We start from the raw sequence: 21,239 nt of genomic DNA, 5'->3' as shown, positions 1-21,239 counted from the left end.
AGGCATCATGTCGTGTATCGCCGTTACCCCGCACCGTGCGCAATTGGGCGAGGGACCGTTCTGGGACGCGCCCACCCAGGCACTGTACTGGGTGAATATTGCCGGCAAACAGGCACTGCGCCTGATGGGCGGGCAGTTGCGGGTGTGGCAGTTGCCCGAGCATGTCTCGGCGTTCATCCCGTGTGAGGGCGGCGATGCCCTGGTGACCCTGAGCAGCGGCGTGTACCGCCTCGACCTGGCCACCGAGGCCCTGACCCTGCTGTGCGTGGCCGACCCGCAACCCGGCAACCGTGGCAATGAAGCACGCTGCGATGCCCAGGGCCGGCTGTGGCTGGGCACCATGCAGAACAATATTGGCGAGCAGGGTGAAGACCTGCCCATCACGCGACGCTCCGGCGGCCTGTTTCGTATCGATGCCGATGCGCAGGTCACACCGTTGCTCAGCGGCCTGGGCATTCCCAACACCTTGCTGTGGAGTGATGACGGTCGGCAGGTGCATTTCGGCGACAGCCTGGACGGCACGCTGTACTGCCACGCTATCCAGCCAGACGGCCAACTCGAATCCGCGCAGGCGTGGTTCGGTCCCCACGAACGTGGCGGGCCGGACGGTTCGGCCATGGATGTACAAGGCTACATCTGGAACGCCCGCTGGGATGGCAGTTGCCTGCTGCGCCTCACGCCCGACGGCACCGTCGACCGCATCATCGAGCTGCCCGTCAGCCGCCCCACCAGTTGCGTGTTCGGTGGCCCGAACCTCACCACCCTGTACATCACCAGCGCGGCCAGCCCGTTGGAACACCCCTTGGATGGCGCGGTATTGGCCATCGAGGTCGATGTGCCTGGAAAACCCTGTCATCGCTTTGCCGGATAAGTCCCCCTTTAAAAACAACAACAAGGAGTCACCCGTATGAATCGTCGTGGTTTGCGTTCCCTGTGCTGCGCCGCTGTGGCGGTCTCGGCCATGAGCTTGAGCGGGCTGTTGCTGGCCGCTGAAGAAGTGAAGATCGGCTTCCTGGTCAAGCAGGCCGAGGAGCCGTGGTTCCAGACCGAATGGGCCTTCGCCGAGAAAGCCGGCAAGGAGCATGGCTTCACCGTGATCAAGATCGCCGTGCCCGATGGCGAGAAGACCCTGTCGGCCATCGACAGCCTGGCCGCCAATGGTGCCAAGGGCTTTGTGATCTGCCCGCCGGACGTGTCCCTCGGCCCGGCCATCGTGGCCAAGGCCAAGGCCAACGGTTTGAAAGTCATTGCCGTGGATGACCGCTTTGTCGACGCCAAGGGCAACTTCATGGAGGACGTGCCTTACCTGGGCATGGCGGCCTTTGAAGTGGGCCAGAAGCAGGGCGCCGCGATGGCGGCCGAAGCGAAAAAACGCGGCTGGGACTGGAAGGACACCTACGCGGTGATCAACACCTTCAACGAACTCGACACCGGCAAGAAACGCACCGACGGCTCGGTCAAATCCCTGGAAGAAGCCGGCATGCCCAAGGACCACATCCTGTTCACCGCCGCCAAGACTCTCGACGTACCCGGCAGCATGGACGCCACCAACTCGGCGCTGGTCAAGCTGCCCAGCGGCGCGAAAAACCTGATCATCGGCGGCATGAACGACAACACCGTGCTGGGCGGCGTACGCGCCACCGAAAGCGCCGGCTTCAAGGCCGCCAATGTGATCGGTATCGGCATCAATGGCACCGACGCCATTGGCGAACTGAAAAAGCCTGAAAGCGGCTTCTTTGGCTCCATGCTGCCCAGCCCGCATATCGAGGGCTACAACACTGCGAAGATGATGTTCGATTGGGTCACTAAAGGCACCGAGCCTGCGAAATACACGGCGATGGACGAAGTGACGCTGATCACCCGCGCCAACTTCAAGGAAGAGCTGACCAAGATCGGGTTGTGGCAATGACCGCTGCGGCCCTGCGCTTTGACGGCATCGGCAAGACCTTTCCCGGGGTCAAGGCGCTGGATGGCATCAGCTTTACCGCCCACCCCGGGCAGGTGCACGCCCTGATGGGCGAGAACGGTGCGGGCAAGTCGACGCTGTTGAAGATCCTCGGCGGCGCCTACATTCCCAACAGCGGCTCGCTGCACATCGGCGCGCAGACCATGGCCTTCAAATGCGCCGCCGACAGCATTGCCAGCGGCGTGGCGGTGATCCACCAGGAACTGCATCTGGTGCCGGAAATGACGGTGGCCGAGAACCTGTTCCTTGGCCACTTGCCGTCGCGTTTCGGCGTGGTCAACCGGGGGCTCCTGCGCAAGCAGGCCCTCGCGTGCCTCAAGGGGCTGGCGGATGAAATCGACCCGGCCGAGAAACTCGGGCGCTTGTCCCTTGGCCAGCGTCAACTGGTGGAAATCGCCAAGGCGCTGTCCCGTGGCGCCCATGTGATTGCCTTTGACGAACCGACCAGCAGCCTGTCGGCGCGGGAGATCGACCGCCTGATGGCGATCATCACGCGCCTGCGCGATGAGGGCAAAGTGGTGCTCTATGTGTCCCACCGCATGGAAGAAGTGTTCCGCATCTGCAACGCCGTCACGGTGTTCAAGGACGGCCGCTACGTGCGCACCTTCGAGGACATGAGCGCGCTGACCCACGACCAACTGGTGACGTGCATGGTGGGTCGCGATATCCAGGACATTTACGACTACCGCCCGCGTGAACAGGGCGAGGTGGCGCTGAAGGTCGAGGGCTTGCTTGGCCCGGGCCTGCGTGAGCCGGTCAGCCTTCAGGTACACAAGGGCGAGATTCTCGGCCTGTTCGGCTTGGTCGGGGCAGGGCGCACGGAGCTGTTTCGGCTGCTGAGTGGTTTGACCCGCAGCGCCGCAGGACGCCTGGAGCTCTGCGGGCAACCACTGCAGCTGCATTCACCCCGCGATGCCATCGCCGCCGGCGTGCTGCTGTGCCCGGAGGACCGCAAGAAGGAAGGCATCATCCCGCTGTCCAGCGTTGCCGAGAACATCAATATCAGTGCGCGTGGCGCCCACTCTGCGTTCGGCTGGCTGCTGCGCGACGGTTGGGAAAAGGCCAACGCCGACCGGCAAATCAAAAGCATGAAGGTCAAGACGCCGAACGCCGAACAGAAAATCATGTACCTGTCCGGTGGCAATCAGCAGAAGGCCATTCTTGGCCGATGGCTGTCGATGCCGATGAAAGTGCTGCTGCTGGATGAGCCAACGCGAGGCATCGATATCGGCGCCAAGTCGGAGATCTACCAGATTATCCATAACCTGGCGGCCAGCGGCATTGCGGTGATTGTGGTGTCCAGCGACCTGATGGAAGTGATGGGGATTTCCGACCGTATCCTTGTGATGAGCGAAGGCGCCCTGACCGGCGAACTCACCCGCGACCAGGCGGATGAAGCACGGCTGTTGCAACTGGCTCTCCCGCGTTCGCGGGCTTGAAGAATTCGAGGTGAATGATGTCCGAGGTAAAAACTGCAAAGGGCTTCTGGCCGGGTTTCAACCAGCGCAAATTCCTCGATGACTGGGTGATGCTACTCGCCGCGTTGAGCATCTTTGTGCTCAGCGCGTTGTTTATCGATAACTTCCTTTCACCGCTGAACATGCGCGGGCTGGGCCTGGCGATTTCCACCGTGGGCATTGCCGCGTGCACCATGTTGTTCTGCCTGGCCTCCGGGCATTTCGACTTGTCGGTGGGCTCGGTGATTGCGTGTGCCGGCGTGGTCGCGGGCATCGTGATCCGCGACACTGACAGCGTGGTGCTCGGTGTGTCGGCAGCGTTGGCCATGGGCCTGGTGGTGGGGCTGATCAACGGCATCGTCATCGCCAAGCTGCGCATCAATGCATTGATCGCGACGTTGGCGACCATGCAGATCGTACGCGGCCTGGCCTATATCTTCTCCAACGGCAAAGCGGTGGGGGTGATGGATGAGGGTTTCTTCGTGTTCGGCAACGGCCAGTTGATGGGCGTGCCGGTGCCGATCATCATCACCGTGCTGTGCTTTGTGTTTTTCGGCTGGCTGCTCAACTACACCACCTACGGGCGCAACACCATGGCCATCGGTGGTAACCAGGAAGCGGCGTTGCTGGCCGGGGTGAACGTCGATCGCACCAAGATCATCATCTTTGCCGTGCATGGCTTGATCGGCGCCCTGGCCGGGGTGATTCTCGCCTCGCGCATGACCTCGGGCCAGCCGATGATTGGGCAGGGGTTCGAGCTGACCGTGATCTCGGCGTGTGTATTGGGCGGGGTGTCGTTGAGTGGCGGCATCGGCATGATCCGTCATGTGATTGCCGGGGTGTTGATTTTGGCGATCATCGAGAATGCGATGAACCTGAAGAACATCGATACCTTCTACCAGTACGTCATCCGTGGTTCGATCCTGTTGCTGGCGGTCATCATCGACCGCATGAAGCAACGCTGATCCCTAGCCCTATGAAGATTCGAATGTGGGAGGGGGCTTGCCCCCGATAGCGGTGGGTCAGTGGATACCTGTTTTTCTGATGTGCCGCCATCGGGGGCAAGCCCCCTCCCACATTTGGATCGCCACTGTATTGAGGGTCGGTATTTGCCATAATGCCCCCGCTTTCACACTAATAGGCCCGATATGCAGGAAAACGCCCACATCCCCGTCAAAGATACCGCCCCCACTGGCACCCAGACCCTGCTGCGCGGCCTGGGCGTGGTGCAGGCCGTGGCGGCGGGTGCGCGGGATCTGAAAGAGATCGCCAAGCGCATCGGCACCACTCGCAGCACCACCCACCGCCTGGCCAGTTGCCTGGTGGAGGAGCGTTACCTGCGCGTGGTGCCGCAAGTGGGTTACCTGTTGGGGCCGAAGTTGATCGAACTGGGGTTCCAGGCGCGCGAAGAGCTGCCACTGGTGACCCTGGCCATTCCGTATCTGGATGAGCTGTCGGCGCTGACCGGTGACACCATCCACCTGGCCATCCGTGAATACGACGATGTGCTCTATCTGCACAAAAACCCCGGCCGCAATGGCCCGGAAATGCGCTCGCGGGTCGGCCACCGCATGCCGCTGGCGCGGACCGGGATCGGCAAGGCATTGCTGCTGGATGACACGGTGGAGGAGTGGCAGCGCCTGTACGACGTCAGCCTGCCGGCGGGTGGGAAAAGCCTGCAATGGCCGCAGCACCCGGAACAATCCTGGGCGCAGTTCGAGCAGCGCATGCGTGAATACGTGGTGGGTGGGTATGCGTTCGACCTGGAAGACAACGAACCGTCGATCCGCTGCGTAGCAGCACCGGTGCGCGATGCCAGCCGGCGCATCGTCGCCGGCATCAGCATCGCCAGTACCGTGCCCTACATGCCGCTGGAGAAGATGGCCGAGCTGATCCCCGTGGTCAAACAGGTCGCAGCCCGGCTGTCGGCGGAGTTGGGCGCGAAGGCCTGATCAGGCCTTCAAGGTCGCCATGTCGATGACAAAGCGGTACTTCACATCGCCGGCGATCATGCGGCCGTAGGCTTCGTTGATATGGCGGATGTCGAGCATTTCGATATCACAGGTGATGTTGTGCTCGGCGCAGAAATCCAGGACTTCCTGGGTTTCGGCAATGCCACCGATCAAGGAACCGGCCAGCACTTTACGGCCCAGCACCAGCTTGGCGGCGTTGACGGGCGGGTCGACCGGTTCGATCAGGCCCACCAGGATATGCACGCCGTCAAAGCGCAGCACGTCGAGGTAGGGGTTCAGGTCGTGCTGCACCGGGATGGTGTCCAGCAGGAAGTCGAAACTGCCGGCGGCGGCGTTCATCTGCTCGGTATCGGTGGACACGATCACATGGTCGGCACCCTGGCGACGACCTTCCTCAGCCTTGCTTGCCGAGCGGGTGAACAACGTCACTTCCGCGCCCATCGCCTTGGCGAATTTGATGCCCATATGGCCCAGGCCACCCATGCCCAGCACGCCGACCTTATCGCCGGCCTTCACGCCGTAGTGCTTGAGCGGCGAGTAAGTGGTGATGCCGGCGCACAGGATCGGTGCCGCGCTGGCCAGGTCGAGCTTGGCCGGGATCTTCACCACGAAGTGTTCGCTGACCACGATGCTGTCCGAGTAACCACCCATGGTGTTGCTGCCGTCTACGCGGTCCGGGGTGGCGTAGGTCATGGTCGGGCCTTCGAGGCAGTATTGCTCAAGGTCCGATTTGCAGGCGTCGCAGTGACGGCACGAGTCGACCATGCAGCCGACGCCGACCAGGTCGCCGACTTGGTGCGCGGTGACATTGGCACCAACGGCAGTGACCTTGCCGACAATCTCGTGGCCCGGCATCAGCGGGTATACGGCGATGCCCCATTCGTTGCGAGCCTGGTGGATGTCGGAGTGGCAGACGCCGCAGTAGAGGATCTCGATGGCCACGTCATCGGCGCGCGGGCTGCGGCGCTGGAAGGACATGGGGGCGAGGGGAGTGGTGGCCGACTGGGCGGCATAACCGATGGCGGTGTACATGGGGAAACCTCGCAAAAGCCTGGACTGTAGAGGTGGCGCATTCTGCGCGCCGACCCTGGGAGCGAACATGGCAAATGCTCCGAGTCTCATGCCTATTCGTCCGGGAGTGCCCCTGGTTTGGATCCGTTGGCCGCCAGACCTGCGATGATGTTCTCATCCCTTATTCGCGAAGTTTTTTGCCATGTTGTTGACCCGCCATCTCGATGCCAACGCCACCTTGGTTGCCTTGATTGAGGGGCTTACGCCCTGCGACGGTTTCTCCCCGACCCACCTGCCCGGTGTGCAAGTGCTGCGCGCCAGTTGTGACGTGGCACGCGGGCCGCAGATTTATGAGCCAAGCCTGATGTTCGTGGCCCAAGGCAGCAAAGTCGCCTACCTGGGGCCGCGCACGCTGGAGTATGGCGCCGGGCACTACCTGATCCAGGCCATGCCGGTGCCCTTTGAGTGCGAGACGTTTGCCATGGGTTCCGATGCGCCGTTGTATGGCGTCACGGTGGGCATTGACCGCGTGGTCTTGGGCGAATTGGTGATGGCCATGGGCATTCAGGCCGGGCCGCCGCCCACGGCGCAGACGCTGGAGTCGATGAGTTCGGTGATGCTCGATGATGCGATGCGCGGTGCCGTCGAACGGCTATTGGAGTGTCTGCACGATCCGCTGGAAAGCCGGATCATGGGGCCGGCGCGGGTCCGGGAAGTGTTGTTCACCGCTTTACGAGGTCCGCAGGCGGATGTGTTGCGGGCGCTGGTGGAACAGCAGGGGCAGTTTTCGCGCATCGCCACGTCGTTGAATCACCTGCATGCCCATTACGCCGAGCCGCTGAATATCGAGACGCTGGCGGGGTATGCGCACATGAGTGCGTCGACCTTTCATGAGCACTTCAAGCGCTGCACGTTGTTGTCGCCGGTGCAGTACCTGAAGCGTTTGCGTCTGCTCAAGGCCCAGCAGTTGCTGCTGGTGGACGGCATGGGCGTGGCGCAGGCGGCGCATAGCGTGGGGTATCAGAGTACGTCGCAGTTCAGTCGGGAATATAAACGCTATTTCCTGCGTAATCCCGGCGAAGAGCGCGCAGCATAAAAAAGGCTCCCATTTGGGAGCCTTTTTGTTCGAGCCGCGAGCTTACATATTCGGGTAAGTCGGCCCACCCGCGCCTTCCGGCGTAACCCAGGTGATGTTCTGCGAAGGGTCCTTGATGTCACAGGTCTTGCAGTGCACGCAGTTCTGGGCGTTGATCTGGAAGCGCTTCTCGCCGTCTTCCTGGGTGATCACTTCATACACGCCGGCCGGGCAGTAGCGCTGCGCCGGTTCATCGTAGAGCGGCAGGTTGGTGCCGATCGGGATGCTCGCGTCTTTCAGCTTCAAGTGGCACGGCTGTTCTTCTTCATGGTTGGTACCGGAGATGAACACCGAGCTCAGCTTGTCGAAGCTCAGCTTGCCGTCGGGTTTCGGGTAGTCGATCTTCTTGCTGTCCTTGGCCAGCTTGAGGCAGGCGTAGTCCGGCTTGGTGTCGTGCAGGGTGAACGGCATCTTGCCGCCCAGGATGTTCTGGTCGAACCAGTTGAAACCGGCACCGATGATCGGGCCGAACTTGTGCATCGCCGGGCCGAAGTTGCGGCTGGCGAACAGTTCTTCGTAGAGCCAGCTGGACTTGAAGCTGTCGACGTAAGCGGTCAATTCATCACCGCCTTCGGATTCGGCAAACAGGCGGTCGGCCACGGCGTCGGCGGCAAGCATGCCGGACTTCATCGCGGTGTGGCTGCCCTTGATCTTGGCGAAGTTCAGGGTGCCGAGGTCGCAACCGATCAGCGCGCCGCCCTTGAAGACCATCTTCGGCAGCGAGTTCAGGCCGCCTTTGCAGATGGCACGGGCGCCGTAGCTGATGCGCTTGCCGCCTTCGAGGTACTGGGCCAGCACCGGGTGGTGCTTGAGGCGCTGAAACTCATCGAACGGCGACAGGAAGGTGTTGCTGTAGGACAGGTCGACGATCAGGCCGACCACCACCTGGTTGTTTTCCAGGTGGTAGAGGAACGAGCCGCCGGTGTTCTCGGCGCTCATGATGTCCAGCGGCCAGCCGGCGGTGTGCACCACCAGGCCAGGCTGGTGCCTGGCCGGGTCGATTTCCCAGATTTCCTTGAGGCCGATGCCGTAGTGCTGCGCGTCGGCGTCGCTGTCCAGGTTGAAGCGCTGGATCAGTTGTTTGCCGATGTGGCCACGGCAACCTTCGGCGAACAGCGTGTACTTGCCACGCAGCTCCATGCCTGGGGTGTAGACGCCTTCCTTTGGGTTGCCCTCGCGGTCGACGCCGAGGTCACCGGTGATGATGCCGCGCACCACGCCGTTTTCGTCGAACAGCGCTTCCTGGGCGGCGAAGCCTGGGTAGACTTCCACGCCCAGGTTCTCGGCCTGCTGGGCCAGCCAGCGGCACAGGTTGCCCAGGGAAATGATGTAGTTGCCTTCGTTGTGCATGGTCTTGGGCACAAAGAAGTCAGGGACCTTGGTGGAGGCTTCGGGGCTGCGCAGTACATAGATGTCATCGCGCACCACCGGAGTGTTGAGCGGCGCACCGAGTGCTTTCCAGTCCGGGAACAGTTCGTTCAGGGCGCGGGGTTCGAACACGGCACCGGAGAGGATATGCGCGCCGACTTCGGAGCCTTTCTCGACCACGCAGACGCTGATTTCCTTACCGGCTTCGGCGGCCTTCTGCTTCAGTCGGCAGGCGGCAGACAGTCCCGCCGGGCCAGCGCCGACGATGACCACGTCGAATTCCATGTATTCGCGTTCCACAGGCTATCTCCTACTCAAGGCTCAACAGGCTTTTTTTTCTAATGGGTCGAGGTTCGGTGTTGTCTTGCGGCAACGGCAAGACCCACCTTTCTCTCTAGGTGGCGCATTATATCTACACCACTGGCAGCGTCCAATACAAACGTTTGTTTGAATTGCCCGCAGGCCAGATAAATCACAGTGGTGCGGCTTATGACTGGCTATTTTGCCGTATTGACCAGAATAGGCGTTCCGGTCAATATACGGTCGGTTTTGCGCTTACCGTAGGCAGACAGCAGGTTTCAAGAGCACGTCCAAAAGCAAGACAGGTGACGCGTGCCAACCATTGGCGCGCAGTTTACACGCTGCGATAAAGAATGACCTCTCAGTCACCCCCGACGAACGGTCATCATTTCCCGTGAGCAAGGTCGCCGCCTGCGTTTTTGGAGGTGCCCTTGTGTGCCGATGAGCATCAACCGCCAGGTTCGCCTAGGCGACTTTCTTTTCACCGGAGAGTAACGAGGAATCCATGAAGGTTCTTGTAGCTGTCAAACGCGTTGTCGATTACAACGTGAAAGTTCGCGTCAAGGCGGACAATTCCGGCGTCGACCTCGCTAACGTCAAGATGTCGATGAACCCGTTCTGCGAAATCGCCGTGGAAGAAGCCGTACGCCTGAAAGAGAAAGGCGTGGCGACTGAAATCGTCGTGGTTTCCATCGGTCCTGCCACTGCTCAAGAGCAGCTGCGTACCGCCCTGGCGCTGGGCGCCGACCGCGCCATCCTGGTCGAGTCCGCTGAAGAGCTGACCTCCCTCGCCGTGGCCAAGCTGCTCAAAGCCGTTGTCGACAAGGAACAGCCTCAGCTGGTTATCCTCGGCAAACAGGCCATCGACAGCGACAACAACCAGACTGGCCAGATGCTGGCTGCGCTGACCGGTTACGGCCAGGGCACCTTCGCCTCCAAAGTCGAAGTAAGCGGCGACAGCGTGGCTGTCACCCGTGAAATCGACGGCGGCGCGCAGACCGTTTCTTTGAAACTGCCGGCCATCGTCACCACCGACCTGCGTTTGAACGAGCCGCGCTACGCGTCCCTGCCAAACATCATGAAAGCCAAGAAGAAGCCGCTTGAGTCGCTGACTCCGGAAGCTTTGGGCGTTTCCACCGCCTCCACCAACAAGACCGTCAAAGTTGAAGCACCGGCTGCACGCAGCGCGGGCATCAAGGTCAAGTCGGTGGCTGAACTGGTCGAGAAACTGAAAAACGAAGCGAAGGTAATCTAACCATGACTATCTTGGTAATCGCAGAACACGACAACAAAGTGCTGGCCCCGGCCACCCTGAACACCGTGGCTGCCGCTGCGAAAATCGGTGGTGACATCCACGTATTGGTTGCAGGCCAGGGCGCTGGCGCGGTGGCTGAAGCCGCTGCGAAAGTCGCTGGCGTGAGCAAAGTACTGGTCGCCGACAACGCGGCCTACGCTCACCAACTGCCGGAAAACGTTGCACCTCTGGTTGCAGAGCTTGGCGCTGGCTACAGCCACATCCTGGCTGCCGCCACCTCCAACGGCAAAAACATCCTGCCACGCGTTGCCGCGCAACTGGACGTTGACCAGATCTCCGAGATCATCTCGGTCGAAAGCGCAGACACCTTCAAGCGCCCGATCTATGCCGGTAACGCTATCGCTACCGTACAGTCCAACGCTTCGGTCAAAGTCATCACCGTGCGTGCCACCGGTTTCGACCCGGTTGCCGCTGAAGGTGGTTCGGCTGCCGTTGAAGCCGTCGCCGCTGCCCACGACGCTGGCACCTCCAGCTTTGTAGGCGAAGAGCTGGCCAAGTCGGACCGTCCTGAGCTGACCGCTGCCAAGATCGTCGTTTCCGGCGGCCGTGGCATGCAGAACGGTGACAACTTCAAGCACCTGTACGCCCTGGCCGACAAGCTGGGCGCTTCGGTCGGCGCTTCCCGGGCGGCCGTCGACGCAGGTTTCGTACCCAACGACATGCAGGTCGGCCAGACCGGCAAGATCGTTGCGCCACAGCTGTACATCGCCGTCGGTATCTCTGGCGCGATCCAGCACTTGGCCGGTATGAAGGACTCCAAAGTGATCGTTGCGATCAACAAGGACGAAGAAGCACCGATCTTCCAAGTGGCTGATTACGGCCTGGTGGCGGACTTGTTCGAAGCCGTCCCTGAGTTGGAGAAGCTGGTCTAATCCAGTCGCTTCACTTATAAAGAGCCCGGTCCTAGTGACCGGGCTTTTTTTTGACTTGCTGGAGACACACGCCATGGAATTGCGCCCCTGGGCTGTACTGCTGGGCCTCACACTGCTGCCGAGCCTGGCGCTGGCCGCCGGCAAATGCGACCGCCTGGTGATCACCGGCAGCCCGGACGCGCCGCCCTTGCTCTGGCGTGACCCGCAAGACCCCACGCACCTGATCGGCGCCACCGCCGACGTGCTGCAACAGGTGGGCAAGGACCTCGGGTTGAAAATCGACCTGCTCTATGGCGGCAAACGCTCGCTGGCCCTGGATGAGGTGCGCAGCGGGCGCATGGATATCCTCGCCGATGCGCCGCTGAACCTGGGCGAGCTGGAAACCCTCGACTACATCCACCCGGCCCTGGTGCAGCTCGACTATCTGGTGTGGACACGCAAGGATTCAGCGCTGGTCTACACCACGGCGGCCGACCTGCACGGGCACAAAGGCGCGGTGTCGGAACGTGCGCGCTTGAGTGCCGCCTTCGAGACCTTCGCCGGCCAGCAATTGAGCCTGCAACGCCTGGCGTCCCTGACACCGGCGTTCCAGAAGCTGCTGCTGGGAGAGGTCGACTATGTCCTCGCGGGACGCTATTCCGGCATGGCGATGGCGCAGACCCTGGGCATGAGCAACGACCTGATCGCCCGCGACGTGCCCGTCGATCAGCCGGGCCTGTACCTGGCGATTTCCCACAACTCGGCCTGCAACGATCCGTGGTTGCGCGGACAGCTCGCCAAAAAGATGACAGAATTGCCCGGGTCTGGTGTGACGGAAGCCGCGTTGCAGCGCAATCTGGAACGTTGGAAAGCGCAATTGCAACAACCCGTCGGCACCCCAACAAAGTAGGGATTTTCAGTGACTCTTCGACCTCTTTTCGCGGCCCTCGCCGTTGTCGCTCTGGCGGGATGTGCAGCTGATCCTGCGCCGAATGAACAAATTCGCCTCACCCAGCAAGCCCTGGAGCAAGCCAGCGCCGTTGGCGCCAACCCCGATGAATCGCCCGAACTGAAACTGGCCGAAGAGAAATTCGCCCGGGCCAAGTCGAGCATGGCTGACCAGTCCTACAAAAATGCACGCATGCGCTTTGAGCAAGCCGAGTTGGACGCGCGGCTGGCAGAAGCCAAAGTGTTGACCCGCAAGAGCCAGGAGCAGTTGAACGTGCTCAACACCCGCATCACTCGCCTGCGCAAGCAACTGCAGTTGGGGGAAGCCCAATGAGTCCGATGATCCGTGGTTTGAGCTGTGCGCTGCTGTTGGGCACTGCTGTATTGGGCGGTTGTGCCAGCCATCCCGACAGCGAACAGGCCCTGCAACAGGCCGGGAATGATTTCCAGAAGGTCAAGGAAGACGCCAATGTGTTGCGCTTTGCGCCCAAGGACGTGATCCGCGCCGGTGAGTCCCTGGCCCGTGCCGACCGCTTGTCCAGCTACTGGGGCAGCGGTGCCGACGTGGTGCATTACGCCTATTTGAGCCAGCGCTATAGCGCCATTGCCCGCGAACACACCGAACAGGCGCTCAACCAGGAGCGCGGCGCCAAGCTCGAACTGGAGCGCCAGCGCCTGCAACTGGCCTTGCGCGAAAGCAAGCTGAGCAGCGTACAGCAGCAGGGCAAATGGCTTGAAGAACAGATCGCCAGCCTGACCACCACCCAGACCGATCGTGGCCTGGTGATGACCCTGGGCGATGTGCTGTTCGACACCGGTGACGCCGAGCTGAAGAACTCGGCCAACCGTACAGTGCTCAAGATCGTGCAGTTCTTGCAACTGAACCCCAAGCGTGTGGTGCGTATCGAGGGCTACGCCGATAACACCGGCGGCGAGCAGGAAAACCTCAAGCTGTCCCGCGACCGCGCGCAGTCGGTGGCTGATGTGCTGGTCGACCTGGGCATCGACGAAAAACGCATCCAGGTGGAAGGGTATGGCGACCAGTACCCGGTGGAGGCCAATGCCTCCGAGCGGGGCAGGGCACAGAACCGTCGCGTTGAAATCGTTTTCTCCGACGAAAAAGGCCAACTCGGCGCCGCCCGTTAGGCGCCAGGCACAAATCAAAAGTGTGGGAGGGGCTTGCCCCCTCCCACATTTTTTTGGTGTGCACCTTCACAGTTTTACTGTCACTACAACGCGCGCTCGACTATTGTGGCAACTGTCCCCGTACACTTCTAAACTGTGCCGGTATGTTTCACACAAAAATAAAATACCCGTGAAATCGAGTGCTGCGTCATGACCAATCTGTTGCTTTACCAACGTATCGCCCAGCAGCTGGCTGAGGATATCCGGCGCGGTGTCTATCAACCGGGCGAGCGCGTGCCGTCGGTGCGCAAGATGAGTTCGCAGTTGAACGTCAGCCACGCGACGGTGTTGCAGGCCTATGCCAACCTGGAAGACCAGGGGCTGATCCGGGCGCGGCCACAGTCCGGCTATTACGTGCACCAGACGCCAGCACTCACGGCGCCGACGCCGGATATTGCACGGGTCGAGCGCCCTGGGTTGGTCACCCGCAGCAGCATCATTCAACAGGTATTGGGCGAGTCGCGTCGCGAGGGAGTGTTTCCGTTGGGCGCCGCGGTGCCGAGCGTGGACTACCTGCCTGTACGCGCCCTGCACCAGCAACTGGCCAAGGTCACGCGCTTCCAGAGCCCACGGGCGTTCAGCTACATGTTCAGCCCCGGTTTCGAACCGCTGCGCCGCCAAGTGGCGATCCGCATGCGCGATGCGGGTGTGGTGGTGGACCCGTCCGAAGTGGTGATCACCCACGGTTGTGTCGACGCGTTGCAGATGTCCCTGCGGGTGCTGACGCGGCCAGGCGACCTGATAGCCGCTGAATCGCCGACCTATTACGGGTTGCTGCAACTGGCCGATCTGTTGGGCCTCAAGGTCATCGAGATTCCCAGCGACCCGTCCACCGGCATGAGCCTGGAGGCCCTGCAGCTGGCGGCCAACCAATGGTCGATCAAGGCCCTGGTGCTGACCACGCGCCTGAGCAACCCGCTGGGCGGCACGATGCCCGAGGAACGGCAGAAACAGTTACTGCGCCTGGCCTCGGACTTCAACATCCAGATTGTCGAGGACGATATCTACGGCGAGCTGATGTTCGAACTGGGCCGCACCAAGGCGCTGAAAGCCTATGACCGCCTGGATCGGGTCATCTATTGCTCGAGCTTTTCCAAGACGCTGTCCCCCGGTGTGCGCATTGGCTGGATGATCGCCGGCAAGTATCAGCAGGAGATCCAGCGCCTGCAGATGTTCAGCACCCACTCCGCGTGCAGTGTCACGCAGATGGGCGTTGCGGCTTACCTGGAAAATGGCGGCTACGACCGGCATCTGCGTTACATCCGCCAGGAGTACCGCAAGAACCTCAGCGCCTTTCAACTGGCCGTGCAGCAGTATTTCCCGGAAGGCACTCAGATGACCCGTCCGACGGGCGGCTTCATCCTGTGGGTCAGTTTGCCTGGAAGGGTCAATACCCAGGAACTGCACGTGCGCGCACTGCAACAGGGCATCAGTATTGCGCCTGGGCTGATCTTCAGTAATACGGAGCAGTTCAATCACTGCATTCGCCTCAACTGCGGCACCCCGTGGAACCGCGAGGCAGAGCGGGCGCTGATGACGTTGGGGATGCTGGCCAGCCAGTTATGCCAGGAAACGGCAGCAGGACTGTGACGCTCGGAAAGGGGACAAATCCTATAGCGCGCTGATCACCGTGCTTGTCATGCCGCGCACAACAAGCGAGCATATGGCCCTCTGCCGTTAATGCTGTAGGCGATATGACCTGTATTTTTCGCGCTGTTCTGGTAATTGGCCTGTTAAGCCTGTGCAACGTCGGCACAGTGCTGGCGGCAGCCCCTGTGAGCGAAACCAAGCCAGCCGCCAGTAACGAGCAGAAGACCCCCGCGAAAAAACCGGCTCCCGTAAAAAAAGCGCCAGCGGTGAAGAAACCCACCGCCGCCGCCAAAAAACGTGCAGCCAGCAAGTCCAAGGCATCTCGCGAGGTGACGCAGACACAATTGCCACCGGCACAGTTGGACCTGTCCTTGCCGTCGGATATGGTCAGGCACTTGCAGCCTATCGGCACCATGCCCAAACCCAAAAGTGTGCCCTTGCTGCCGCCGATGTTCGGTGAGAAGCCCGCCGACAACAGCGCCTTCCAGATCAACGGCCGTCTGCTCAGCAACGAAATGAAGCTGCAACTGCGCAACGAAGAACGACGCGAAGTGGAAGGCGCCGCGCTGGAGTTCGAGTTCAAGCAGTAAACTTTTCCCGCAAACGTGACGCGTGCCCTCGACCATCTGTCGCAGACTGGTCAGTCACTTTTGTTTTCTGCGAAAAACCCCTGTTAACCCATTTTAAAACGGCTGTTTTAGGGCGTACTCTAGCCCCGCCATCCACATTGAGTCGTCGAGGACTTGCTGGTCATGAATTGCCGTGAAGGCTGTGGCGCTTGCTGCATCGCCCCCTCCATCAGTTCGCCATTACCGGGCATGCCACAAGGCAAGCCCGCCGGCGAACGCTGCTTGCACCTGTCGGTCGAACAACTATGCCTGCTGTTCGGCCAGCCGGAGCGACCGGCGGTGTGCAGTGATTTCAAGGCAGATCTCGAGGTCTGCGGCACCGACCAGGCTGATGCGATCCGCTTGATCGGCTGGTGGGAGCAGATGACGGCGGCTTGATGGGCTTTACTATCGGAACTTCAACAATAAGGAATACAACAATGGGTTCGCTGAAACGAATGGCTGTGTTGTGCGGTTTTACAGTGTTGTTTGCTGCCACTGCCCAGGCTGAGGATTGGCAAGTCGCCAAGGACGAAGACGGTATCAAGGTGTCCCTGAGCGAAATTGCCGGCTCCAAGTACAAGGCGTATCGCGGGGTCACCACGATCAAGGCGCCGGTGGCCAAGATTGTCGCGCTGCAGGAAGACGTTGCCGGTGCGTGCGCCTGGATCCACGAATGCAAGTCCCAGAAACTGGTCGACAAGAAGGGCGACGAGAGCTGGACCTACACCCAATTCAAAGCGCCGTTCCCTGTGACGGATCGTGACTCTTACCTGCATATCACCACGACCAAGGCCGCCGATGGCACGTTGACTCGTAAACTTGAAGGTGTCCCCACCTACAAGCCTGAAGAAAAAGGCTACGTGCGCGTCGCCCAGGTCGACGGCTTCTGGAAACTGGTGCCCAAAGGCGACAACCTGACCGAAGTCACCTACCAGGTGCACACCGAGCCTGGCGGCAGCGTGCCCTCGTGGTTGGCCAACAAGTTTGTGGTGGACGCCCCGTTCAACACCTTGAAAGCCTTGAAACAACACGCAGAAAAATAACTGCAGTTGATCCGGTGCCTCCGGCCTTGAGTGGAACGTTTGTCCAGCGCTCAAGGTCCAGATACGTGTAAGCCCACACATGGGTTTTATCGAGGAGGCACCGATGCAAACGTGGCAAATTACCTTCGTTGATGATCACGGCGTGCAGTCCGTGGAGCAGTTCACCTGCGAACACAAGCCCAGCCTCGAAGACGCTGCGCGCATGATTCGCAACAAGCTGGTGCCCGTCGCCGCCGAACTGGACCTCAATGACCTGGAGGGCCGCAAGCCCGAGCCGACGGTCAAGATCCTCAAAGACCAGAACAGTATCCAGATCCTCGACATCTCTCCCGCCGCCTGAACATTCCCTGTAAGCCATCCAAGCGCCTCTGGTGGAGGTGATAGCTTCGCGCTACTCTGCAAACGAGATCAGCGAATGAATCGCTAGTTCTGGTCTTGTCAGCTACATGCTTGTTTTCCAGCGGTGATGTTGTTGCCGTAGTCCCCACGCCATTGCGGCGTGGGCTTCGGGAAGCACGGAAAGTCTATCCATCAATTCGAGGAGCACTTTTCATGAGCACAGCCTATCAAGAAGACATCAGCACCAACGTTCTGCGCCGCATGAAAGAAGGCGGCTTCGACTTTTCGCGTTTTCACCCCATCGAGTTCTACGCCATTTTCCCGGATGAGGAACGGGCGCGCAGGGCTGCGGGTGAGTTTCGCGGGGAATCCCTGAATGCCCAGGTGAGTGCGCGCGACGATGGCGCCTGGTACCTGGAACTGAGCAAAGTCATGTTTGCGACCTACGACGGCATAGGAGACTTCGAGCAAGACTTCGGGGCGGTGGTCGAGCCGCTGGGTGGGATCATCGAAGGATGGGGCGTGAAGCAGGAGGTGCGTGGGTTACCCATGTAGCGGCTTGAAGTATGAGAAACGCAGCGTATCGGCTGACCTTTGGGTCGGCCGATTTTGTTTGTGAGGTGGGAAAATTACTCGGAACTTGCGCGCTATTTTTATGCACCAAAAAAAAGGCCACCCATGAGGGTGGCTTAAAGGGAAGAGCGGAGCGCTGAAGGCAGTTCAGCAGATGGGGCCGATTATCCGCAGCCTGCGCCGGGCAGTGAAATCAACTCTGACTATGCTGTTGATAGTCAAAGCCCGCATTGCGATGAAGCGTCGGGCAGTGCACCGGGCATTCTGCGCACCAGGACGGTGCGAGCAGATTGCGTGGTTAATTCAACTCACTGATTTCTAAGTGTTTATGCCGCTGGCACGGGCCTTGCGACGGTTCTTTCGCCCGGGTGACAAGGAGTTCGGCATGATCCGCACTTATTACGATGAAATGTACGATGGGGCAGGCCAGGTCCGACCGCATTACCGCGAGTTCGCCCGCTGGCTGGCCGAAACCCCGCCTGAACTGCTGGCCCAGCGCCGGCGCGAAGCCGATTTGCTGTTTCACCGCGCCGGGATCACCTTCACCCTCTACGGGGACGAGCAGGGCACCGAGCGCCTGATTCCCTTCGACACCATCCCGCGCAGCATTCCCGCCAGCGAATGGCGGATTGTAGAGCGCGGCTGCATCCAGCGGGTCAAGGCGCTGAACATGTTTCTCGCCGACCTGTATCACGAGCAACGCATCATCAAGGCCGGGATCATTCCTGCCGAACAGGTGCTGGCCAACGAGCAATACCAGCTGGCAATGCAGGGCCTGGACCTGCACCGCGACCTGTATTCCCACATTTCCGGCGTCGACCTCGTACGCGATGGAGACGGTACGTACTACGTGCTCGAAGACAACCTGCGTACGCCCAGCGGCGTCAGCTATATGCTCGAAGACCGCAAGATGATGATGCGCCTGTTCCCCGAACTGTTCGCTGCCCAGCGCATCGCGCCTATCGATCACTACCCCAACCTGTTGCTCGACACCCTGAAAAGCTCAAGCCCCCTGGATAACCCCAGCGTGGTGGTATTGACGCCGGGTCGCTTTAACAGCGCGTTCTTTGAGCATGCCTTTCTCGCCCGTGAGATGGGGGTGGAACTGGTGGAAGGCGCCGACCTGTTCGTGCGTGATGATCGCGTCTTCATGCGCACGACCGATGGGCCAAAGGCCGTGGATGTGATCTACCGTCGCCTCGACGATGCGTTTCTCGACCCCCTGGCCTTCAACCCGGACTCCATGCTCGGCGTGCCCGGCCTGCTCGCGGCTTATCGCTGCGGGAATGTGGTGCTGGCCAATGCCATCGGCACCGGGGTGGCGGATGACAAGTCGGTGTACCCCTTCGTCACCGAGATGATCCGTTTTTACCTGGATGAAGAACCGATCCTGAAGAATGTTCCGACCTTCCAGTGCCGTAAGCCCGACGAACTGTCCCACGTGCTCGCCAACCTGCCGGACCTGGTGGTGAAGGAAACCCAGGGCTCCGGCGGCTACGGCATGCTGGTAGGCCCGGCGTCCACGGCAGCGGAAATCGAAGCCTTCCGTGCGCGTATCAAGGCCAAGCCCCACGCCTATATCGCCCAGCCGACCCTGTGTTTATCCACCTGCCCGACCTTTGTCGAAAACGGCATTGCGCCGCGCCATATCGACCTGCGCCCATTTGTGTTGTCCGGCAAGGAGACCCGTGTAGTCCCCGGTGGCCTGACCCGCGTGGCCTTGCGCGAAGGCTCGCTGGTGGTCAACTCGTCCCAGGGCGGCGGCACTAAAGACACTTGGGTGGTCGAGGAATGATGCCATGTTGAGTAGAACTGCCTCGGATCTGTACTGGATGTCGCGCTACCTGGAGCGTGCCGAAAACCTCGCACGCATGCTCGACGTCAGCTACTCGCTGTCACTCATGCCCCAGGATGGGCGCGGCGATGGCCTGCATGAACTGGCCATGCCGTTGTTGATTACCGGCACCCTGGAGGATTACCACGAGCGTCACGGCCAGTTGCACGCCGAACGCCTGTTGCACTTTTTTGCGCTGGACGCGGCCAACCCGGCCAGCATCTACAGTTGTCTCGGTGCAGCGCGGGCCAGCGCCCATGCCGTGCGTGGGCGAATTACCGCGGATATGTGGGAAAACATCAACGCCACCTGGCTGGATATTCGCGATATCGCCCAGCAGGGCCTCAGCCGTTATGGCATGAGCCGGTTCTGTGAGTGGGTCAAGGAACGCTCCCATCTGTTCCGTGGCGCCACCTACGGCACCATCATGCGCAACGACGCCTTCCGGTTTATCCGCCTGGGCACTTTTATCGAGCGCGCCGACAACACGCTGCGCCTGTTGGACGCCCGCTATGAAATGGCCGGTGACCGCGCCGAGCCTGTCACCGATGGCACGGCCCACGCCTACTATCAATGGAGTGCCTTGCTGCGCGCCTTGTCGTCGTTCGAGGCCTACACCGAGATTTATCGCGATGCGCCTGGCGCGCGGCAAGTCGCCGAGTTGCTGCTGTTGCGCGCCGATGTGCCACGCTCGTTGCGTGCCTGCAGTGAAGAGATCGACCAGATCCTCGCCAGCCTGCCCGGCATCAACGGCCGCCCGGCCCAGCGCCTGGCTGCCGAGATGGATGCGCGCCTGCGCTTTACCGCCATCGATGAAATCCTTGAGGAAGGCCTGCACGCCTGGCTGACCGACTTTATCCCTTTGGTCCGCCAGTTGGGCGACGCCATCTACAGTTCCTACCTGGAGGCGGCATGAGACTCTCCATCAGCCACGAAACCACCTACCATTATGAAGACCAGGTGCGCGCCAGCATCCAGTACCTTCGCCTCACGCCCCATGACAGCGAGCGCCAGCACGTGCTCAGTTGGCAACTCGACCTGCCGCGCCCGGTGCGTGCCCAGGTGGACCCGTTCGGCAACATCCTGCATGTGTTGACCCTGGATGAGCCCCACGACGCCATCATCATTGGCGCGCGTGGCCAGGTGGATATTGACGAGCTGCGTGAGGCCGAGCACGAGAGCCAATCGGCGTTCCCGTTCCTGCGGTGCACCCGCCTGACCGAACCTGATGACGCCTTGCGTGGTTTTGCCGAACAGCACTGCCATCAACGGCGCGACCGCACGGCGTTGATCGACTTGATGCACGCGCTGAACCAGGCGATGGCCTACACACCTGGCGCGACCGAAGTCGACACCTGCGCCGCCCAGGCCTTCGCCAGCCGGGCGGGCGTGTGCCAGGACCACACCCACGCGTTCCTGGCCTGTGCGCGTAGCCTGGGCATTCCTGCGCGGTATGTGTCGGGGTATTTATACACCGAGGACAGCACGCACCTGGCCAGCCACGCCTGGGCCGAAGCCTGGCTGGATGACGCCTGGTACAGTTTTGACGTGACCAACCAACTGGCCCGCCCGGAGCGGCATTTGAAGCTGGCGGTGGGGCTGGATTACCTCGATGCTTGCCCGGTGCGCGGCATGCGCCGGGGCGGTGGGCATGAGCAGATGCATGCCAAGGTGTTCGTGGCGCCGACGCCGGTGATTTCCGTCCAGCAGCAATGATAGGGTCGCGGCGAGCGGGGTGTC

At 61.1% G+C, this 21,239-nt stretch carries 22 protein-coding genes; 20 read left to right on the top strand and 2 right to left on the bottom strand.

Features of this window, described 5'->3' with window-relative positions; genetic code table 11:
• Positions 1–7: 7 nt before the first annotated feature.
• From BFN10_RS22225 to BFN10_RS22205, 5 genes are all read left to right on the top strand, one after another.
• Complete coding sequence (locus tag BFN10_RS22225) at positions 8–871, top strand: SMP-30/gluconolactonase/LRE family protein (protein ID WP_071491456.1); 864 nt, start codon at positions 8–10, stop codon at positions 869–871.
• 36 nt (positions 872–907) lie between these two features.
• Positions 908–1,909 carry a substrate-binding domain-containing protein gene (locus BFN10_RS22220; protein WP_071491455.1) on the top strand — a complete coding sequence of 334 codons (1,002 nt, stop codon included), beginning with the start codon at positions 908–910 and terminating at the stop codon, positions 1,907–1,909.
• The gene (gene araG / locus BFN10_RS22215; RefSeq protein WP_071491454.1) at positions 1,906–3,405 is read left to right on the top strand and encodes an L-arabinose ABC transporter ATP-binding protein AraG; all 1,500 of its coding nucleotides are present in this window, start codon (positions 1,906–1,908) and stop codon (positions 3,403–3,405) included. Before BFN10_RS22220 ends, araG begins: the two co-directional genes overlap by 4 nt.
• A 17-nt stretch (positions 3,406–3,422) precedes the next feature.
• Complete coding sequence (araH, locus tag BFN10_RS22210; protein WP_028617559.1) at positions 3,423–4,388, top strand: L-arabinose ABC transporter permease AraH; 966 nt, start codon at positions 3,423–3,425, stop codon at positions 4,386–4,388.
• 183 nt (positions 4,389–4,571) lie between these two features.
• Complete coding sequence (locus BFN10_RS22205; protein ID WP_071491453.1) at positions 4,572–5,375, top strand: IclR family transcriptional regulator; 804 nt, start codon at positions 4,572–4,574, stop codon at positions 5,373–5,375.
• Here the strand turns inward: BFN10_RS22205 and BFN10_RS22200 are convergent, their stop codons facing one another.
• Positions 5,376–6,428 (bottom strand): NAD(P)-dependent alcohol dehydrogenase, encoded by a 1,053-nt coding sequence (locus BFN10_RS22200; protein ID WP_071491452.1) that lies wholly within the window; start codon positions 6,426–6,428, stop codon positions 5,376–5,378.
• 181 nt (positions 6,429–6,609) lie between these two features.
• On the opposite strand from BFN10_RS22200, the gene BFN10_RS22195 reads away from it, so the two are divergent.
• The gene (locus BFN10_RS22195) at positions 6,610–7,503 is read left to right on the top strand and encodes an AraC family transcriptional regulator (protein WP_071491451.1); all 894 of its coding nucleotides are present in this window, start codon (positions 6,610–6,612) and stop codon (positions 7,501–7,503) included.
• Between the two features lie 42 nt (positions 7,504–7,545).
• Here BFN10_RS22195 and BFN10_RS22190 read toward each other — a convergent pair whose 3' ends face one another.
• Positions 7,546–9,210: an electron transfer flavoprotein-ubiquinone oxidoreductase gene (locus BFN10_RS22190; RefSeq protein ID WP_071491450.1), complete on the bottom strand. Its 1,665-nt coding sequence runs from the start codon at positions 9,208–9,210 to the stop codon at positions 7,546–7,548.
• 505 nt (positions 9,211–9,715) lie between these two features.
• Between BFN10_RS22190 and BFN10_RS22185 the strand changes: the two genes are divergently transcribed.
• From BFN10_RS22185 to BFN10_RS22120, 14 genes are all read left to right on the top strand, one after another.
• The gene (locus BFN10_RS22185; protein ID WP_071491449.1) at positions 9,716–10,465 is read left to right on the top strand and encodes an electron transfer flavoprotein subunit beta/FixA family protein; all 750 of its coding nucleotides are present in this window, start codon (positions 9,716–9,718) and stop codon (positions 10,463–10,465) included.
• A gap of 2 nt (positions 10,466–10,467) precedes the next feature.
• Positions 10,468–11,397 carry an electron transfer flavoprotein subunit alpha/FixB family protein gene (locus BFN10_RS22180; protein ID WP_071491448.1) on the top strand — a complete coding sequence of 310 codons (930 nt, stop codon included), beginning with the start codon at positions 10,468–10,470 and terminating at the stop codon, positions 11,395–11,397.
• Positions 11,398–11,470: 73 nt separating this feature from the next.
• Positions 11,471–12,286 carry a substrate-binding periplasmic protein gene (locus BFN10_RS22175; protein WP_071491447.1) on the top strand — a complete coding sequence of 272 codons (816 nt, stop codon included), beginning with the start codon at positions 11,471–11,473 and terminating at the stop codon, positions 12,284–12,286.
• 9 nt (positions 12,287–12,295) lie between these two features.
• The gene (locus tag BFN10_RS22170) at positions 12,296–12,658 is read left to right on the top strand and encodes a DUF4398 domain-containing protein (protein WP_058427423.1); all 363 of its coding nucleotides are present in this window, start codon (positions 12,296–12,298) and stop codon (positions 12,656–12,658) included.
• The gene (locus tag BFN10_RS22165; RefSeq protein ID WP_071491446.1) at positions 12,655–13,470 is read left to right on the top strand and encodes an OmpA family protein; all 816 of its coding nucleotides are present in this window, start codon (positions 12,655–12,657) and stop codon (positions 13,468–13,470) included. The genes BFN10_RS22170 and BFN10_RS22165 overlap by 4 nt, the downstream gene beginning before the upstream one ends.
• Before the next feature lie 189 nt (positions 13,471–13,659).
• A complete protein-coding gene (locus tag BFN10_RS22160; protein ID WP_071491445.1) occupies positions 13,660–15,099 on the top strand; it encodes an aminotransferase-like domain-containing protein in 1,440 nt (479 codons plus the stop codon).
• A 104-nt stretch (positions 15,100–15,203) separates the two neighbouring features.
• Positions 15,204–15,689 (top strand): hypothetical protein, encoded by a 486-nt coding sequence (locus BFN10_RS22155; RefSeq protein WP_058427420.1) that lies wholly within the window; start codon positions 15,204–15,206, stop codon positions 15,687–15,689.
• 162 nt (positions 15,690–15,851) lie between these two features.
• Positions 15,852–16,106: a YkgJ family cysteine cluster protein gene (locus BFN10_RS22150; RefSeq protein WP_071491547.1), complete on the top strand. Its 255-nt coding sequence runs from the start codon at positions 15,852–15,854 to the stop codon at positions 16,104–16,106.
• A 41-nt stretch (positions 16,107–16,147) separates the two neighbouring features.
• Positions 16,148–16,753 carry an START domain-containing protein gene (locus tag BFN10_RS22145; RefSeq protein WP_071491444.1) on the top strand — a complete coding sequence of 202 codons (606 nt, stop codon included), beginning with the start codon at positions 16,148–16,150 and terminating at the stop codon, positions 16,751–16,753.
• Between the two features lie 103 nt (positions 16,754–16,856).
• Positions 16,857–17,093, top strand: a complete 237-nt coding sequence (locus tag BFN10_RS22140; RefSeq protein WP_071491443.1) for a hypothetical protein — start codon at positions 16,857–16,859, stop codon at positions 17,091–17,093.
• Between the two features lie 212 nt (positions 17,094–17,305).
• A complete protein-coding gene (locus tag BFN10_RS22135; protein ID WP_058427416.1) occupies positions 17,306–17,647 on the top strand; it encodes a ribonuclease E inhibitor RraB in 342 nt (113 codons plus the stop codon).
• A gap of 403 nt (positions 17,648–18,050) precedes the next feature.
• Positions 18,051–19,460 (top strand): circularly permuted type 2 ATP-grasp protein, encoded by a 1,410-nt coding sequence (locus BFN10_RS22130; protein ID WP_071491442.1) that lies wholly within the window; start codon positions 18,051–18,053, stop codon positions 19,458–19,460.
• Positions 19,461–19,464: 4 nt separating this feature from the next.
• On the top strand, positions 19,465–20,415 hold the full coding sequence (locus tag BFN10_RS22125) for an alpha-E domain-containing protein (RefSeq protein ID WP_071491441.1): 951 nt from the start codon (positions 19,465–19,467) through the stop codon (positions 20,413–20,415).
• Positions 20,412–21,215 (top strand): transglutaminase family protein, encoded by an 804-nt coding sequence (locus BFN10_RS22120; protein ID WP_071491440.1) that lies wholly within the window; start codon positions 20,412–20,414, stop codon positions 21,213–21,215. The genes BFN10_RS22125 and BFN10_RS22120 overlap by 4 nt, the downstream gene beginning before the upstream one ends.
• Positions 21,216–21,239: the final 24 nt, after the last annotated feature.

Source organism: Pseudomonas extremorientalis, from assembly GCF_001870465.1.
Lineage (GTDB): Bacteria > Pseudomonadota > Gammaproteobacteria > Pseudomonadales > Pseudomonadaceae > Aquipseudomonas > Aquipseudomonas extremorientalis.
This window is presented reverse-complemented; position numbering and strand designations above follow the sequence as displayed.

What these genes read in the sequence shown, in the direction of transcription:
- BFN10_RS22165 (WP_071491446.1), top strand. Translation starts at nt 12,655, where the DNA reads ATGAGTCCGATGATCCGTGGTTTGAGCTGTGCGCTGCTGTTGGGCACT.
- BFN10_RS22155 (WP_058427420.1), top strand. Translation starts at nt 15,204, where the DNA reads ATGACCTGTATTTTTCGCGCTGTTCTGGTAATTGGCCTGTTAAGCCTG.
- BFN10_RS22150 (WP_071491547.1), top strand. Translation starts at nt 15,852, where the DNA reads ATGAATTGCCGTGAAGGCTGTGGCGCTTGCTGCATCGCCCCCTCCATC.
- BFN10_RS22135 (WP_058427416.1), top strand. Translation starts at nt 17,306, where the DNA reads ATGAGCACAGCCTATCAAGAAGACATCAGCACCAACGTTCTGCGCCGC.
- BFN10_RS22130 (WP_071491442.1), top strand. Translation starts at nt 18,051, where the DNA reads ATGATCCGCACTTATTACGATGAAATGTACGATGGGGCAGGCCAGGTC.
- BFN10_RS22125 (WP_071491441.1), top strand. Translation starts at nt 19,465, where the DNA reads ATGTTGAGTAGAACTGCCTCGGATCTGTACTGGATGTCGCGCTACCTG.
- BFN10_RS22175 (WP_071491447.1), top strand. Translation starts at nt 11,471, where the DNA reads ATGGAATTGCGCCCCTGGGCTGTACTGCTGGGCCTCACACTGCTGCCG.
- BFN10_RS22180 (WP_071491448.1), top strand. Translation starts at nt 10,468, where the DNA reads ATGACTATCTTGGTAATCGCAGAACACGACAACAAAGTGCTGGCCCCG.
- BFN10_RS22220 (WP_071491455.1), top strand. Translation starts at nt 908, where the DNA reads ATGAATCGTCGTGGTTTGCGTTCCCTGTGCTGCGCCGCTGTGGCGGTC.
- BFN10_RS22195 (WP_071491451.1), top strand. Translation starts at nt 6,610, where the DNA reads ATGTTGTTGACCCGCCATCTCGATGCCAACGCCACCTTGGTTGCCTTG.
- BFN10_RS22160 (WP_071491445.1), top strand. Translation starts at nt 13,660, where the DNA reads ATGACCAATCTGTTGCTTTACCAACGTATCGCCCAGCAGCTGGCTGAG.
- BFN10_RS22140 (WP_071491443.1), top strand. Translation starts at nt 16,857, where the DNA reads ATGCAAACGTGGCAAATTACCTTCGTTGATGATCACGGCGTGCAGTCC.
- BFN10_RS22205 (WP_071491453.1), top strand. Translation starts at nt 4,572, where the DNA reads ATGCAGGAAAACGCCCACATCCCCGTCAAAGATACCGCCCCCACTGGC.
- BFN10_RS22200 (WP_071491452.1), bottom strand. Translation starts at nt 6,428, where the DNA reads ATGTACACCGCCATCGGTTATGCCGCCCAGTCGGCCACCACTCCCCTC.
- araG (WP_071491454.1), top strand. Translation starts at nt 1,906, where the DNA reads ATGACCGCTGCGGCCCTGCGCTTTGACGGCATCGGCAAGACCTTTCCC.
- BFN10_RS22225 (WP_071491456.1), top strand. Translation starts at nt 8, where the DNA reads ATGTCGTGTATCGCCGTTACCCCGCACCGTGCGCAATTGGGCGAGGGA.
- BFN10_RS22185 (WP_071491449.1), top strand. Translation starts at nt 9,716, where the DNA reads ATGAAGGTTCTTGTAGCTGTCAAACGCGTTGTCGATTACAACGTGAAA.
- BFN10_RS22145 (WP_071491444.1), top strand. Translation starts at nt 16,148, where the DNA reads ATGGGTTCGCTGAAACGAATGGCTGTGTTGTGCGGTTTTACAGTGTTG.
- araH (WP_028617559.1), top strand. Translation starts at nt 3,423, where the DNA reads ATGTCCGAGGTAAAAACTGCAAAGGGCTTCTGGCCGGGTTTCAACCAG.
- BFN10_RS22120 (WP_071491440.1), top strand. Translation starts at nt 20,412, where the DNA reads ATGAGACTCTCCATCAGCCACGAAACCACCTACCATTATGAAGACCAG.